Source organism: Craterilacuibacter sp. RT1T (assembly GCF_023502145.1).
In the GTDB taxonomy this organism is placed as follows: Bacteria; Pseudomonadota; Gammaproteobacteria; order Burkholderiales; family Chromobacteriaceae; genus Craterilacuibacter.
Map to the genome: position 1 here is coordinate 153,586 of NZ_JAMFLI010000003.1, position 13,945 is coordinate 167,530.

General features: G+C 55.6%; 12 protein-coding genes and 1 other RNA gene. 5 read left to right on the plus strand and 8 right to left on the minus strand.

The annotated features are described in order from the left end of the window. Positions 1-30 precede the first annotated feature (30 nt). From M3P88_RS07040 to M3P88_RS07060, 5 genes are all read right to left on the minus strand, one after another. Positions 31-600, minus strand: coding sequence for an aminodeoxychorismate/anthranilate synthase component II (locus tag M3P88_RS07040; protein WP_249615327.1), 570 nt, complete (start codon positions 598-600; stop codon positions 31-33). A gap of 33 nt (positions 601-633) precedes the next feature. Further along, positions 634-1,521, minus strand: coding sequence for a tyrosine recombinase XerC (locus tag M3P88_RS07045; protein WP_249615328.1), 888 nt, complete (start codon positions 1,519-1,521; stop codon positions 634-636). A gap of 1 nt (position 1,522) precedes the next feature. Next, positions 1,523-2,377, minus strand: coding sequence for an AAA family ATPase (locus M3P88_RS07050; RefSeq protein ID WP_249615329.1), 855 nt, complete (start codon positions 2,375-2,377; stop codon positions 1,523-1,525). A 73-nt stretch (positions 2,378-2,450) separates the two neighbouring features. Continuing rightward, on the minus strand, positions 2,451-2,867 hold the full coding sequence (locus M3P88_RS07055) for a tellurite resistance TerB family protein (protein WP_249615330.1): 417 nt from the start codon (positions 2,865-2,867) through the stop codon (positions 2,451-2,453). After that, positions 2,864-3,307, minus strand: a complete 444-nt coding sequence (locus M3P88_RS07060) for an acyl-CoA thioesterase (protein ID WP_249615331.1) — start codon at positions 3,305-3,307, stop codon at positions 2,864-2,866. The genes M3P88_RS07055 and M3P88_RS07060 overlap by 4 nt, the downstream gene beginning before the upstream one ends. 121 nt (positions 3,308-3,428) lie before the next feature. On the opposite strand from M3P88_RS07060, the gene M3P88_RS07065 reads away from it, so the two are divergent. Next, entirely contained in the window at positions 3,429-3,881 is a 453-nt protein-coding gene (locus M3P88_RS07065; RefSeq protein ID WP_249615332.1) for a universal stress protein, read from the plus strand. A 121-nt stretch (positions 3,882-4,002) separates the two neighbouring features. Here the strand turns inward: M3P88_RS07065 and M3P88_RS07070 are convergent, their stop codons facing one another. Continuing rightward, entirely contained in the window at positions 4,003-4,335 is a 333-nt protein-coding gene (locus M3P88_RS07070; protein WP_249615333.1) for a helix-turn-helix domain-containing protein, read from the minus strand. A 245-nt stretch (positions 4,336-4,580) separates the two neighbouring features. Further along, positions 4,581-4,679, minus strand: an RNA gene (ffs, locus tag M3P88_RS07075) — signal recognition particle sRNA small type. A gap of 241 nt (positions 4,680-4,920) precedes the next feature. Here ffs and M3P88_RS07080 point away from each other — a divergent pair. The 4 genes from M3P88_RS07080 to M3P88_RS07095 all read left to right on the plus strand — a co-directional run bounded on the left by M3P88_RS07080 (position 4,921) and on the right by M3P88_RS07095 (position 12,220). Continuing rightward, entirely contained in the window at positions 4,921-6,303 is a 1,383-nt protein-coding gene (locus M3P88_RS07080) for a sodium-dependent transporter (protein WP_249615334.1), read from the plus strand. Positions 6,304-6,791: 488 nt separating this feature from the next. Further along, positions 6,792-8,339: an OmpP1/FadL family transporter gene (locus M3P88_RS07085; protein ID WP_249615335.1), complete on the plus strand. Its 1,548-nt coding sequence runs from the start codon at positions 6,792-6,794 to the stop codon at positions 8,337-8,339. A 140-nt stretch (positions 8,340-8,479) separates the two neighbouring features. Continuing rightward, positions 8,480-10,855, plus strand: coding sequence for a 3-hydroxyacyl-CoA dehydrogenase/enoyl-CoA hydratase family protein (locus M3P88_RS07090; RefSeq protein ID WP_249615337.1), 2,376 nt, complete (start codon positions 8,480-8,482; stop codon positions 10,853-10,855). Positions 10,856-11,017: 162 nt separating this feature from the next. After that, positions 11,018-12,220, plus strand: coding sequence for an acetyl-CoA C-acyltransferase (locus M3P88_RS07095; RefSeq protein ID WP_249615338.1), 1,203 nt, complete (start codon positions 11,018-11,020; stop codon positions 12,218-12,220). A gap of 93 nt (positions 12,221-12,313) precedes the next feature. Here the strand turns inward: M3P88_RS07095 and M3P88_RS07100 are convergent, their stop codons facing one another. After that, complete coding sequence (locus M3P88_RS07100; protein ID WP_249615339.1) at positions 12,314-13,825, minus strand: cyclic-di-GMP receptor FimW-related protein; 1,512 nt, start codon at positions 13,823-13,825, stop codon at positions 12,314-12,316. Positions 13,826-13,945 lie beyond the last annotated feature (120 nt).

A 13,945-nucleotide genomic window follows, 5' to 3' on the forward strand; every position in this document is an offset into this window, starting at 1 on the left:
GTTGTATTGCTCGCCTGTTTATGCGGGATTTCAGGCGAATTCTTTGAGGAAATTGTCCAGCATGCGGTGGCCATGTTGCGTCAGTATGGCTTCGGGGTGAAATTGCACGCCTTCGATAGGCAGTGTCTTGTGGCGCACGCCCATGATTTCGCCATCGGCCGTCCAGGCGGTGATTTCCAGGCAGTCAGGCAATGTTTCGCGCTCGATCACCAGCGAGTGATAGCGGGTGCAGACCACCGGGTCGGGTAATGCACGGAACATGCCGGTATTGTGGTGGAATACGTCGGACACCTTGCCGTGCATCAGTTGTTTGGCGTGTACGATCTTGCCGCCAAATGCCTGCCCTATGCTCTGGTGGCCCAGACAAACGCCCAGAATAGGCAGCTTGCCGGCAAAGTGATGGATGGCGGCAACCGAAATACCGGCCTCGTTGGGTGAGCAAGGGCCGGGGGAAATCACCAGAAACTGCGGTGCCAGCGCTTCGATTTGCTCCAGCGTGATCTCGTCGTTGCGGAAAATTTTGACCTCTTGCCCCAACTCGCCAAAATACTGGACGAGGTTGTAGGTGAAGGAGTCGTAGTTATCGATCATGAGCAGCATGGTCGTGTCCTTTGTATAAAATTCTGATGGTGTTTAGTCTTTTTTATGCGCTCTGGGGTGCGCCTTGTCGTAGACCTCAGCCAGATGCTGGAAGTCCAGCGCGGTGTAAATTTGGGTGCTCGTGAGGTTGGCGTGGCCCAGCATTTCTTGTACTGCGCGCAGGTCGCCCGATGATTGCAGGATATGGCTGGCAAATGAATGGCGCAGCATATGCGGGTGGACGCGGCGGTCCATGCCGGCTTGTGTGGCCCAGCTGGCGAGGCGGTTTTGCACTTGGCGCGCGCCAAGCCGGGTGCCGCGCAGACTGACGAACAGCGCTTCTCCCGCATTCAGGCTTTGGCGCGTTTCAAGCCAGGCGTGCATGGCCTGTGATGCTTGGCTGCCGACTTGGCACAAACGTGCCTTATTGCCCTTGCCCATGACGCGAACCAGCCCTTCCTCCAGACTGAGGTCGCCAAGATCCAGTGCGCACAATTCGGCCAGACGCAATCCACCCGAATACATCAGTTCGAACATGGCCTGGTCGCGTGTAATCAGATACGCATTGCCTTGTTCAGGGCTCTCGTCCAGCAGTTGCATGGCTTTATCGACGGGCAAGGCTTTCGGTAGGCGTTTGGCGGACTTTGGTGCTTTCAGCCCCAGAAAGAGGGCGTCGCTGATAGCCTCTTTCTGGCTGATGAAGCCGAAAAAACGCCGCCATGCCGACAGCGCGCGTGATAGCGACTTGCCATTCAAGCCGCGCGCGGCCAGGCGCGCCAGTTCGCGGGTGAGTTGCTCCCGCGTCAGGCTGGCAGGAGGCTGCGCCGGGTAGCTTTGTTGCAAAATGGCAAGATCGCGCTCATAAGCCGCTATGGTGTGGGGGCTTAGCCCTTCCAGTTGCAGATGCGACACAAAGGCGCTGCGCGCGGTTTGCCAATCCATATCAGGCACCGCGGCGCAGGCGCGCCATCTGCATCAGGCGCTCGAATAGCTGCATATCCTGCTCGCTTTTAAGCAAGGCGCCAGCCATGGGCGGCAGTACTTGCGCTGCATGCTGGGCACGCAAAGTGGCGGGGGCGACCGATTCGGCGGCCAGCAGGCGTATCCAGTCCAGCAATTCGGAGGTGGACGGCTTTTTTTTCAGGCCGGGCAAGTCGCGCACCGAAAAGAACACATTCATTGCCTCTTGCACCAGTTGCTGCTGCAGCTGCGGGTAATGCACATCAATAATGGCTTGCATGGTGTCCCGCTCGGGAAAGCGGATGTAATGGAAGAAGCAGCGGCGCAGGAAGGCGTCCGGCAACTCCTTTTCATTATTGGAGGTGATCAGGATGATGGGGCGGTGACGCGCCCGTACGAACTCCTGCGTCTCGTGCACAAAAAATTCCATCTGGTCCAGTTCGCGCAGCAAATCGTTGGGAAATTCGATATCGGCCTTGTCGATTTCATCAATCAGCAAGACCGGTGCGACTTCCGCATCAAAAGCCTGCCACAGTTTGCCTTTGACGATGTAGTTGCGGATGTCGCTGACCTTGGCGTCTCCCAGTTGCGAGTCGCGCAGGCGTGAAACCGCATCGTATTCATACAGGCCGTGTTGTGCCTTGGTGGTGGATTTGATGGGCCAGACGATCAGCTCGCGTCCCAGACTCTTGGCAACCTGTTCTGCCAGCATGGTTTTGCCGGTGCCGGGCTCGCCCTTGATCAGCAGGGGGCGTTCCAGTGTGATGGCTGCATTGACTGCCATCATCAGGTCATCGGTAGCGACATAGTCGTGGGTGCCGGCAAAGCGTGGTTTCATCTCGTGGTTTCCTGTTGTTTTTTGATAAGGAAAAAGCCGCTCTTTGGCGGCTCTTGGCTGGACGGGGAGGTGCTTAGCGGCGAATCAGTTCGGCCTCTACATCGTCCAGCGTAATGCGCCAGGCGCCAAGCATGTAGCGCAGCAGAGCCATCTCGGCATCGCTGATCACGCCATCCGATTTGCAGACGTCAATCGCCAGCGCTGCGGTCAGCAGACGCTTTTGCCGGTCGGTAATGGCATCCAGATAGCCATCAATCCGGTCTTTGTCGAACATGCTGATGAGGCCATCATCCTGGGCCTCATCCGAAATCTCGTCACAGAGCTGGGTCAGCGTGGCGACAAAACGCTTGCGTGACAGCCCGAGCAAGGAATAGACATGCAGGTTTTCCAGTGCGTCGAGTTCTCTTTCATCCATATTGCCATCGGTAATCATGAACATGGCAAGCAGTCTTGCCATGGATTCCGGGCTGTTGGGCGCGTAACGGTTCAAGACATGTCTCCTGTATCTATACCGAATCGCCGGGCAAAAGCCTCAGGCATACGGGCTACTTTTTGTTGCGGATAGTCGAAAAATACAATACCTGTCTTTAATCTTGCCACTTCCTTACCTGTATTGTCATCGTTTACTTGGTAAAGAATGTCGCAGCCATAGCGATTGAAGTCAGTCAGTCCAATGGAAAATGAAAGCGTGTCGCCATGGAAGGCTTGGCTTTTGTAGCAAATGGCCGCATCCGTCATGATGATGCCGAGTCCTTCGACATCCATTTCGCTATAGCCTAGCGACTTGAGGAATTGCAGTCTTGCTTCATGTGCCAGTGATAAAACAGCGTCGTTGGCTAGGTGAGCACCATAGTTGATGTCACCAATGCGAACTGTGATCCGGGTGTTAAATAGAATAGGGTCAGGAAGGGATAGCTGCAGGCGGGCCATGTCGCACTTTCATTTGCTGATCGCTTGCAGAATAATGATCTATTTAATTTGAATCAAGTCTCGGGCGTGCCGCTTTGTTAGACTAGGCTCATAACATGACAAACCCCGTACGGAGAACAGCATGTACAAACGTATCTATGTTCCGGTTGATGACAGTCAGACGTCCAATCTGGCCTTGAATGAGGCTTGCCGCTTGGCTAAGGAGATGTCGGCCGCTGTCAGGCTGGTTCATGTGGTTGATCTGGCACAGTTTGGCTGGGGGGGCACCGAGTTCCTGGATGCCAGCGAGTTGCAGCAGTCAATCAAGCAGGCCGGTTCTCAGGTGTTGGCGCAGTCGGAAACCTTGGCTGCAGGCTTGGGTGTGGTGGCGGAAACGCAGATACTGGAAAGCTGGGGCGACAAGATTTCATCAGTGCTGATGGATGATGCGAGCGAGTGGGGTGCGGATTTGATTGTGATGGGCACCCACGGGTACAGCGGCTTGATGCATATCTTGATGGGCAGTGTAGCGGAAGGGCTGCTTAAGCTGGCCGATGTGCCGGTACTCTTGGTGCGAAGCAGCGAGCAGGAATAACAAGACTTGAACTTGTACGCTACCGCTATGGCAGCAGGGCCGTCATGACGGTAGCGCAGGAAAAAGCCGAACCTGTTTCACCATGAAACAACACGCTTGGTTCGGCTTCTTTATTTTAATATCAGCTATGGGCAGCTGCAGTATCGCCGCCTTCGCCTTCCAGGGCTTCAATACGAGCGCGTACAGCCTTGCGCAGGCTCTTGTACAGGTCGGGGTGAGTCTCTTTCAAGTACTCAACGATCTCGAAGTCTTCGCGCTTGACCTTGGCAAGATCAATCTGTTCGATATGAACCAGGCGCAGCAGTTCGCGTACCGGCTTAGGCATGTTGCGGCCGCTTTCGTAGCGGGAGCCACCGGATTGGGTGACGCCGATACGGCTCCAGAATTCCTGCTGGTTCAGGCCGAGCTTGCGGCGGATTTCGCGTGGGTTGGCGATTTTTTCGAAGAGTTTCATGGTGATTTCCTCAGCTTATGAAAAGGTAATTATCGTTATGGGCGTTGCACACCCTGTACCATAGCAAAAAACTACATTCCACCAAGTCAAATGCAGGTGGATTTGTTTTTATATCGTATAAATCTTATTTTAGCGCCAGCTAATACAGAAGTACAGCGGTATATGCTGAATGTGTCGCAAATGGAGATGCGTCTGTCGCCATGACGAAAGAATTGGGGTGTATCTGGGAAAAACAAGAGGGAAGGGGTGGCGAGCCCAACCCCCGGCACTTGCACTAAATAGCTGTGGCTGCTTCCTTCCGGACCTGACCAGGTTCACTACCGTGCAATGCGGGGAGGCCCGCCATAGAAACTACGGGGCGGACTATAGCGGGAATTCATTGCCAAGGCAAGCCTCGTCGATGTCTTCATGCTAGCCTGCACTTTGTTTCTATCTTTTTATCCTAGCTTGTAATGCTTAGTGGGTCGCGTGCTCGCAATGACGTGTCATGCGTTTACGCCATGTGCGTGCTCAAGCACAATAGAAGGGACGGCGTGCCGGGCAAAAGCCGGCATGTTTATATTTGGATCAACGACAAGAGCGATCATGACGCAACAGAACACAACGACAAGTAGTGCCAAGCTGGCCCGGGATGGTTTTACCTCCAGCTTCGGTGTATTGGCCGCCACGCTGGGCTCGGCGGTGGGTTTGGGTAATATCTGGAAGTTTCCTTATCTGACCGGCGCCAACGGCGGCGCAGGCTTCCTGCTGGTTTATTTGCTGGCGACCTTACTGGTTGGCCTGCCCGTGATGATTTCAGAAATCATGCTGGGGCGGGCTGCCAAGCGCGATGCGGTGTCCAGCCTGAAAATGCTGGCGCCAGCCGGGCAGCCGTGGTGGCTGATCGGCGCATTCGGTGTATTGGCTGCCTTCCTGATCATGTCGTTTTATTCGGAAGTGGCGGCATGGGTGTTTGCCTATGTATTTAAGGCGATGGGTGGCAGCATCCTGTCCAGTGACCCTGCCGTGACATCGGCGGCTTTTGCCGCTTTGGTGGCTGATCCGGTTCAGTCCCTGCTATGGCAGTGGGGGGTGTTGCTGTTTATTGGCGGCATTTTATTGCTGGGGGTGTCCAAGGGCATTGAAGCCGTCACCAAAAAGCTGATGCCGGTTTTGTTTCTGCTGCTGATTGTGCTGGGTGTGCGCAGCCTGATGCTGCCAGGCGCCGCTCAAGGCCTGAGTTTCCTATTTACGCCGGACTTTTCCAAAATCAGCGCCGGCGTGGTGCTGACCGCAATGGGTTTGGCTTTCTTTAAACTGTCCATTGGTATGGGTACCATGATTACCTATGGCAGCTACTTTAAGGATGACCAGAATATCCCGCTGACCACCGTGCGCGTGATGGGGGCGGACTTGTTTGTTTCCATGCTGGCCGGTATTGCCATCTTCCCTGCCGTGTTCTCGTTTGGTTTCGAGCCTGCCGCCGGCCCTTCACTGGTGTTTATTACCATTCCGGCCGTTTTTGCCAGCATGCCATTCGGTCATGTGTTTATGGTGCTGTTTTTCATCCTGACCGCCATCGCGGCGACCGGTGCCATGCTGTCCATTCTGGAGGTGCCGGTATCGGTCATGGTCGGGCGCTTTGGTGTCAGCCGTCCGCGTGCCGTGCTGTTTACCCTGTTGTTGCTGGCGCTGATCGGTTCGACCTGTGCGCTGTCCGGCAGCGTATTGGCAGACTTCAAGCTGTTTGGCCTGAATATGTTCGACCTGTTTGACGAGGTCAGCTCCAAGCTGATTATGCCGGCTGGCGGTATCGCCTTGTGCCTGTTTGTAGGCTGGGTATGGGGATTTGATCGTATGCGCGATGCGCTGAGCAATCATGGCAAACTGCAGAACGAGGGCTTGTTGCGTGCCTTGTTCTTTACTATTCGCTACGTTACGCCTTTGCTGGTGCTGCTGGTGATGCTGAGCGGTCTGGGCGTGTTCTGATTGTCTGCTTGCTCATGCTTTCTCGATACCCGCGCTTGCGCGGGTATTTTTTTTGGGAAGAGGAGCATCCTGTCGTTTGCGTTGGATGGCAGATGTAGTGTTTTGCTTATATAGCATGACTGGTGGGTTTTGAGTGCCTTGTTGCGATGGTCTGCTAGCAGAGAATAAGCCGGCACGCGGGTCGTAATGATCCTGTTTGTCGTAAAAAAATCAGGCAGCACGCTTTGCGCATGGCGTGGCTTGCGTAGCAGGAATGCGACACTGTGAAAAATCTGCTGAAACCTTGGTTTGACGTGCATTCAGGGGGTATTCACACCGTATAAAATGCGCTACAGTTCGCGTGCTGGTCATTCAAACGACCGTTTAGAACGATCAATCTAAAAAGTGGTGGAAATACTCTAGGGCTCTGGTAGTATCGCGGATGACTGCAGTTTGCAGTTCAAATAGGCAAACAACATTAAAGCTGCAAAGCATAAGAGGGACACATAATGAAGCTCAAACACCTCAGCCTGTCCGTGATGCTCATCGGCGCCGTTTCCACTGTGCATGCTTCCGGTTACCACTTTGGTACCCAGTCGGTTAGCTCGCAGTCGACGGCCAACGCAAGTGCTGCCGAAGCGTCCGATGCATCGACCATTTTCTACAACGCGGCCGGCATGACCAAGCTGCCCGGCACCAACTTCTCCGGCGCGCTGAATCTGGTAGCGCCGAGTGTGAAGTACAGCAATGCAGAGGCTTTTACAGCACCAACACCAGTTGCTCCAAATGGTACAAAGATCCAAGGGAGTAGTTCCGGCAAGATTGTCGACGATCTGATTGCCGTGCCTCACTTGTATGTGACGCACCAGTTGAATGACCGATTTACCGCAGGCTTGGGTATTTATGTTCCATTTGCCTCGGCAACCCACTATCAAACAAACTCGGTTCTGCGCTACAACCTGAATGAAACCGAGCTGAAGACGATTGACTTCAACCCGACCATTGCCTTCAAGCTAAATGATCAGCATTCGTTTGCGGTTGGTGTCGTTGCCCAGTACGCGGATGCCAAGCTGGTGCAATACGCAAACTTTGCCCAGTCGTTGGCGGGTGCCTATGGACGCGCCGCGTTGGATGCTAAAACCGCTGCTCAGAAATTAGGTGCGGCTGCGGCTGCTGAGACTGATTCCACCAAAAAAGCTGAGCTTGCAAAGAAAGCTCAGGACGCCGTTGCGCTCGCTACAAAAGCAAGTACGGCTGCTCAAGCAGCCCTAGCTCAAGATGGTACTGGAGCGCTTGATGGTCACGCCAAGATCAATGGCGATGACTGGGGCTTTGGTTATACATTGGCTTGGCTGTGGGATATCAACGAGAACGCCCGTATCGGCGTGAACTATCGCTCCAAGGTGAAGCACAAGCTGGAAGGTGAAGCTGACTGGACCGTACCTGCGGGGGCCGAAGGCCAGATTATGGAGGCCTTGGGTTACATTGATAGCAGTGCCAAGGTGGATATCGATACACCAGAGTCGCTGTCGCTGCATGGCATGTTCAAAGTGGCTCCGAAGTGGACGACGTTTGCTGATGTAACCTGGACCAAACACTCGCGCTTTGACCGTGCTGAAGTGGTTTACGGTGCAGACAAGCAGGTACTGCCGCCGCCAGCTGATAAGGCAAATAAGACCATCCTGAGCCCGTCGTGGAAGAACACCTACAAGGTAGCTCTGGGCGCTTCGTTCGATTACAGCGAACCATTGCAACTGCGTGCCGGTATTGCTTACGATAAGACGCCTGTTCCATCGGAAGATAAGCGTCTGGCAACCATGCCGGACAATGACCGTATCTGGTTCTCGTTCGGTGGCAACTACAAGCTGAACAAGGTCTCGTCCATTGATGTGGCTTACAGCTACATCAAGATTCAGGACGGATCGGCTAATGTAAACGGCTACTGTGGTGGCTCGGCACCTCGCGAAGTGAATTGCGTATCCAGTTACACCAAGGGTTCGGCTGATTACAAGGCCTACGCCAACTTGTTAGGCGTGCAGTACAACTACCGCTTCTGATCTCCCTTGACTGTATGAAGGGTTTGGAAGCGTGAGTTCTCGGGGCGGGTGGCTGCTTGGCCAGCGCCTGCCCCTATGAAAACAAGGTGGCGCATGATGCGCGCACCTGATGATTGTGTGTTTCAACCAACGAGGAAACCATGTCTCAATCCAAATTCATCGTACGCAAGGTCGCCGTGCTCGGCGCAGGCGTGATGGGTGCGCAGATCGCCGCTCATCTTGTGAATGCCAAAGTCCCGACGGTATTGTTCGACCTGCCGGCAAAAGAAGGCGATAAAAACGGCATCGTGCTCAAGGCGCTTGAAGGCTTGAAAAAGCTCAAGCCATCGCCGGTTTCCAGCAAGGAAGCCATCCAGTACATTACGCCTGCCAATTACGAAGACCATCTGCATCTGTTGAAGGATTGCGATGTGGTGATCGAAGCGATCGCCGAACGCGCCGACTGGAAAGCCGACCTGTATCACAAGGTGGCACCGTTCCTCGGCGAGCAGACCATTTTCGCGACTAATACTTCCGGACTGTCGATCAACAAGCTGGCTGCCGCCTGTCCGGACTCGGTGCGTCCGCGCTTCTGCGGTGTGCACTTCTTTAACCCGCCACGCTATATGCATCTGGTGGAAATCATTCCGTGCGTGACCAGCGATGCGGCCATGCTCGACAATCTCGAGCGCTTCCTGGTTACCACGCTGGGCAAGGGCGTGATTCGCGCCAAGGATACGCCTAACTTTGTGGCTAACCGCATCGGCGTGTTCTCGATGCTGGCGACCATCGCCAACGCCGAAAAATTCGGCATCCGCTTTGATGTGGTCGACGATTTGACCGGCCCGCGTCTGGGTCGTCCGAAGTCGGCCACCTTCCGTACCGCCGATGTGGTCGGTCTGGACACCTTCGCCCATGTGGTCAAGACCATGGACGACACGCTGCCGGAAGACCCGTGGCACGCTTACTTCAAGTCGCCGGAGTGGCTGCAAAAGCTGATCGCTGCCGGTGCCTTGGGCGCCAAGACCCGTGCTGGCATCTACAAAAAAGACGGCAAGATGATGACCGTGTTCGACCCGGCAAGCGGTGCCTATGTGGCTGGCGGCCAGAAGGGTGACGATGCGGTCAAGGACATCCTCAAGATTGCCGATCCGGCAGAAAAATTCAAGAAACTGCGCGAGAGCAGCCATCCGCAGGCCCAGTTCCTGTGGGCATGCTTCCGCGACGTATTCCACTATATCGGCTTCCATTTGGGCGATATCGCCAACTGCGCACGCGATGTCGATTTCGCGATTCGCTGGGGCTTTGGCTGGTCTACCGGCCCGTTCGAGACCTGGCAGTCGGCCGGCTGGCAGCAAGTCGCCGGCTGGATCGCCGAAGACATCGCTGCTGGCAAGGGCCTGTCGTCTGCAGCACTGCCAGCCTGGGTGCTGGAAGAAGATCGTGCAGGCGTGCATTTTGATGCCGGCTCGTTCGATGCAGCCAGCGGCAAACTGATTGGCCGCTCGCAGCTTGACGTTTACCAGCGTCAGCTCGCACCCGCCAAAGTGCTGGGCGAAACCAGCGCCCCACTGGGTGAAACCGTATTTGAAAACGCCGGCGTGCGGGCGTTTACCACCGGCGACGACGTGCTGGTGGTGTCGTTCAAGTCCAAGGCGCATGCCATTGGTCCGGACGTACTGGAAGGGCTGAGCACGGCGCTGGATATTGCCGAGTCCCGCTTCAAGGGTCTGGTGATCTGGCAGACCGAAGAGCCGTTCTCGGTGGGCGCGGACCTCGCGTCGATGATGCCGGCCTTCATGACTGGCGATTGGGAAGCGATTGATGCCGCGGTGTGCCGCTTCCAGGCCATGTCGATGCGCCTGAAGTACAGCCAGATTCCAGTGGTGGCCGCTACGCAGGGTTACGCCTTTGGTGGCGGCTGCGAGTTCGTGCTGCACGCCGACCGCGTTGTTTCGCATCTGGAAAGCTATATCGGTCTGGTTGAAGTCGGTGTCGGCTTGCTGCCGGCCGGTGGTGGTTGCAAGGAGTTTGCCCTGCGTGCCTCGCAAGAAGCGCGTGGCGACATTCTGTCTGCACTCAAAGACTACTTCATGACCATCGCCATGGCCAAGGTGGCCACCAGCGCGGTTGAAGCGCAGGAAATGGGCTTCCTGAAAAAGTCTGACGTTGTGGTGTTCAACGCGTATGAGTTGTTGTGCGTTGCCAAGAGCGAAGCGCTGGCCATGGCAAATGCCGGCTACCGTCCGCCGCTCAAGGTCAAGGGCTTCCCGGTTGCGGGTCGCGCCGGTGCCGCTTCGATCAAGGGCCAGTTGGTGAATATGCTGGCAGGTCGCTTTATTTCCGAGCATGACTACTATATCTCCGGCCTGGTTGCCGATGTGATGTGTGGTGGTGATGTCGAGCAAGGTACGCTGGTCGACGAGCAATGGATTCTGACGCTGGAGCGCAAGGCATTCATTACCTTGCTGAAAAACCCGAAGAGCCAGGCGCGTATCGCCAATATGCTGACCACTGGCAAGCCGCTGCGTAACTGATAGGGCAGGGTGTCATGGGGTGCGAGGCACGCGTTGTCTTTCGCCCTGGCGCATTCCCTCAATAGACGACTATGGAGTCAATCGGGTGTGGGTGATGGCTTGGCCAGATGGGTGCAGCAAGGCCCCTGCCGGCATCCCATGCCCGAAGTGGAGTAGAAAAAGATGACCAAACAAGTTCAAGAAGCTTATATCGTTGCGACGACCCGTACGCCGGTCGGTAAGGCTCCGCGCGGCATGATGCGCAATGTGCGCCCGGACGACATGCTGGCGCATGTTATCCGTAGCGCGATGGCCCAGGTGCCTGACCTCGATCCATCGCTGATTTCGGATGTGGTGACCGGCTGTGCTTTCCCCGAAGCCGAGCAGGGTCTGAATATGGCGCGTATTGGTGCGCTGCTGGCCGGTCTGCCGGAAACGGTTGGCGGCATCACCATCAACCGCTATTGCTCGTCCGGCATCAACGCCGTACAGATGGCCGCTGACCGTATCCGTCTGGGCGAAGCCGATATCTGCATCGCTTCGGGTTCTGAGTCGATGTCCATGGTGCCGATGATGGGCAACAAGGTATCGCTGAATCCGGAAATTTTCGCCAAGGATGAGAATCTGGCGATTGCCTACGGCATGGGCCTGACCGCCGAGAAAGTCGCCCAGCAGTGGGGCATCTCGCGCGAAGATCAGGATGCATTCGCGGTCGAGTCCAACCGTCGCGCTATTGCCGCCATCGATTCGGGTGCGTTCAAGGCGGAAATCAGCCCGCTGGAAGCGATCTACCGCACACCCAATCTGGAAACCGGCGAAGTCGTGCTGCGCAAGAAATGGCTGGAAAACGACGAAGGTCCGCGTCGCGAAACCACGATGGAAGGCTTGGCCAAGCTGCGTACCGTGTTTGATGCCAAGGGTTCGGTGACGGCAGGCAATAGCTCGCAAATGTCGGATGGTGCCGCTGCCGTGATCCTGGTATCGGAAAAAATCCTCAAGATGTTCAATCTTACGCCGCTGGCGCGTTATGTGACCTTTGCGGTCAAGGGCGTACCGCCGGAAATCATGGGGATTGGCCCGAAAGAAGCGATTCCGCTGGCCTTGCGTCAGGCCGGTATCAGCCAGTCCGACATCAAGTGGATGGAGCTGAACGAAGCTTTTGCTGCGCAGGCACTGGCGGTGGCGCGTGATCTGGAACTGGATATGAGCCTGGTTAACCCGAATGGCGGCGCCATCGCTTTGGGTCATCCGCTGGGTGCGACCGGCGCGATCCGTACTGCGACCTTGGTGCATGGCATGCGCAACCGTGGCGAAAAAGGTTACGGCATGGTGACCATGTGTATCGGCACCGGCATGGGCGCGGCAGGGATTCTGGAAATTCTGTAATACGGATGCAAGCCGGCCAGGTTGGTTACTGGCCGGAAATGGAAAACGCCAGTCTTTGAGGCTGGCGTTTTTGTCTTTGGGAAGGTCTTTTTGTCAGGTATTGACGCGTTCCAGTGTCTCGAAGTCGACTTGTGCCGTTTCTTCCAGTTTTGCCAGGCATGCCTTGATGCGGATTTGATAGGCTTTGGCATTGGCGGAAAAGATCAGTGTGCGCCCGGCTTCGGCCAGTCGTTGTGGTATCAGCAGCATGCGCTCCCCGCACTTGGCATTGGCTTGGGTAACATACAGCGCCGCCAGCGGGTTGCTGGTATCGGTATGCATTTCCGACAGGCCGACCACCAACGGGCTGTAGGCAATGACTTCCACCCCGACTTTTGTGCCGCCTTCGGACAGGCGCTGGATGCGGCGAATAACGCCCAAGGTACTGTTCTGGCTTTCAGTCGAGACCCAGATCAGGCGTCCAAGTTTAAGGCCGTCAACATTGCGGCCCAGATAGACCAGCCCCATGCCGGTATCGCTGATGTCGTTTACTTTCCAGTTGTCGACTCGCTCTTCGCTATTGCGATTGAGCTTGATGGCCAGGGTAATACGCTCCAGCCCGACTTCGACCAAGCTGTTGGCGAATGTAATGGTGCGCTCGTGGCGGCGCATCGATTTGCCGCCATCCTGTGACCAGCGGGTAGCCAGCTTGTCCAGCAGGTTTTGCCATGCCTGGCGATCCAGTGTTGGCAGGGCGCGCTTCAGGTTTTCCGGCGTTTGCTGGTCAAATGCCAGCATCAGGTCGGCCAGACGGTTAAGAACCGATTCGCCGGACCAATAGCGGCAGCCCTTGCCAATGGTGCCGCGACGTAAAAGCTGTGGAGCCAGTGCCTGATTCAGGTTCAATACATATTGAAACTCGCTCGCAGCCGGCTCTTCTTGTAGCTTGACATCACGCACCATGCCGATGAGCAGATGGCTGACCCCTTCTATTTCCTGAGGTAGCAGATTATCGGTCTGGGCAAGATGCAGCATGGCTGCGGCTATCAGCAGCCCTTCGGCGGAGGCCGCTTCGTGTTTAGGATAGATGCGCAGCATTTCACGCTGAAAATGCTGGGCTTCCGTGAACGCATAAATGTGATAAGCCTGTTGCCAGGTTGTAGCGTCGGCGGTGAGGTAGCGCAAGGCGCTCCATTTCACCAGTCCCAGCTGGTGATGCAGGGCGCGCAAAGTGGCTAGTTTGATATCGTCATCTAGCTGGGGGTTTTTGCTGCGCTGAAACTGGCGGATACATAGCTGGTAGCCGTTGGATAGCTCACTCCAGTAAGACAGAATACTGGGCAGGTAGGATTGCGATCTGGCATTATTGTCCAGCAATTCAGCGCAAATTTTTTCGTGGAATGTGTAGGAGGCCTCGTCGACATAAAGCAAGGCCTGCAGGCGCTCTTTGAGCGGCACATCCATATCGCTGTTGAGGCGGCTAATCGCCTTGATGATGTCAATGAAAGCACTATGAAACTCGGCCTCGGGCAGGTTCTGCGCCAGTTGGGTGACCGTTGCGGCACTCGCATGTTGCGATCCATTACGCCCCATGACCGAGCCGATAAAAGCTTTAAGATCAAACATGTCGCGCTGTACTCGCTGCGTTGTATTGTTTAATTTTCATAATTTTAATTTTTTCAGCTATGTCAGTGAAAATGTAAAACCAGTACAAGAAGCCCCAATGAAACTGTGTCGAATATTACT

What these genes read in the sequence shown, in the direction of transcription:
- M3P88_RS07040 (WP_249615327.1), bottom strand. Translation starts at nt 600, where the DNA reads ATGCTGCTCATGATCGATAACTACGACTCCTTCACCTACAACCTCGTC.
- M3P88_RS07045 (WP_249615328.1), bottom strand. Translation starts at nt 1,521, where the DNA reads ATGGATTGGCAAACCGCGCGCAGCGCCTTTGTGTCGCATCTGCAACTG.
- M3P88_RS07050 (WP_249615329.1), bottom strand. Translation starts at nt 2,377, where the DNA reads ATGAAACCACGCTTTGCCGGCACCCACGACTATGTCGCTACCGATGAC.
- M3P88_RS07060 (WP_249615331.1), bottom strand. Translation starts at nt 3,307, where the DNA reads ATGGCCCGCCTGCAGCTATCCCTTCCTGACCCTATTCTATTTAACACC.
- M3P88_RS07065 (WP_249615332.1), top strand. Translation starts at nt 3,429, where the DNA reads ATGTACAAACGTATCTATGTTCCGGTTGATGACAGTCAGACGTCCAAT.
- M3P88_RS07070 (WP_249615333.1), bottom strand. Translation starts at nt 4,335, where the DNA reads ATGAAACTCTTCGAAAAAATCGCCAACCCACGCGAAATCCGCCGCAAG.
- M3P88_RS07080 (WP_249615334.1), top strand. Translation starts at nt 4,921, where the DNA reads ATGACGCAACAGAACACAACGACAAGTAGTGCCAAGCTGGCCCGGGAT.
- M3P88_RS07085 (WP_249615335.1), top strand. Translation starts at nt 6,792, where the DNA reads ATGAAGCTCAAACACCTCAGCCTGTCCGTGATGCTCATCGGCGCCGTT.
- M3P88_RS07090 (WP_249615337.1), top strand. Translation starts at nt 8,480, where the DNA reads ATGTCTCAATCCAAATTCATCGTACGCAAGGTCGCCGTGCTCGGCGCA.
- M3P88_RS07095 (WP_249615338.1), top strand. Translation starts at nt 11,018, where the DNA reads ATGACCAAACAAGTTCAAGAAGCTTATATCGTTGCGACGACCCGTACG.
- M3P88_RS07100 (WP_249615339.1), bottom strand. Translation starts at nt 13,825, where the DNA reads ATGTTTGATCTTAAAGCTTTTATCGGCTCGGTCATGGGGCGTAATGGA.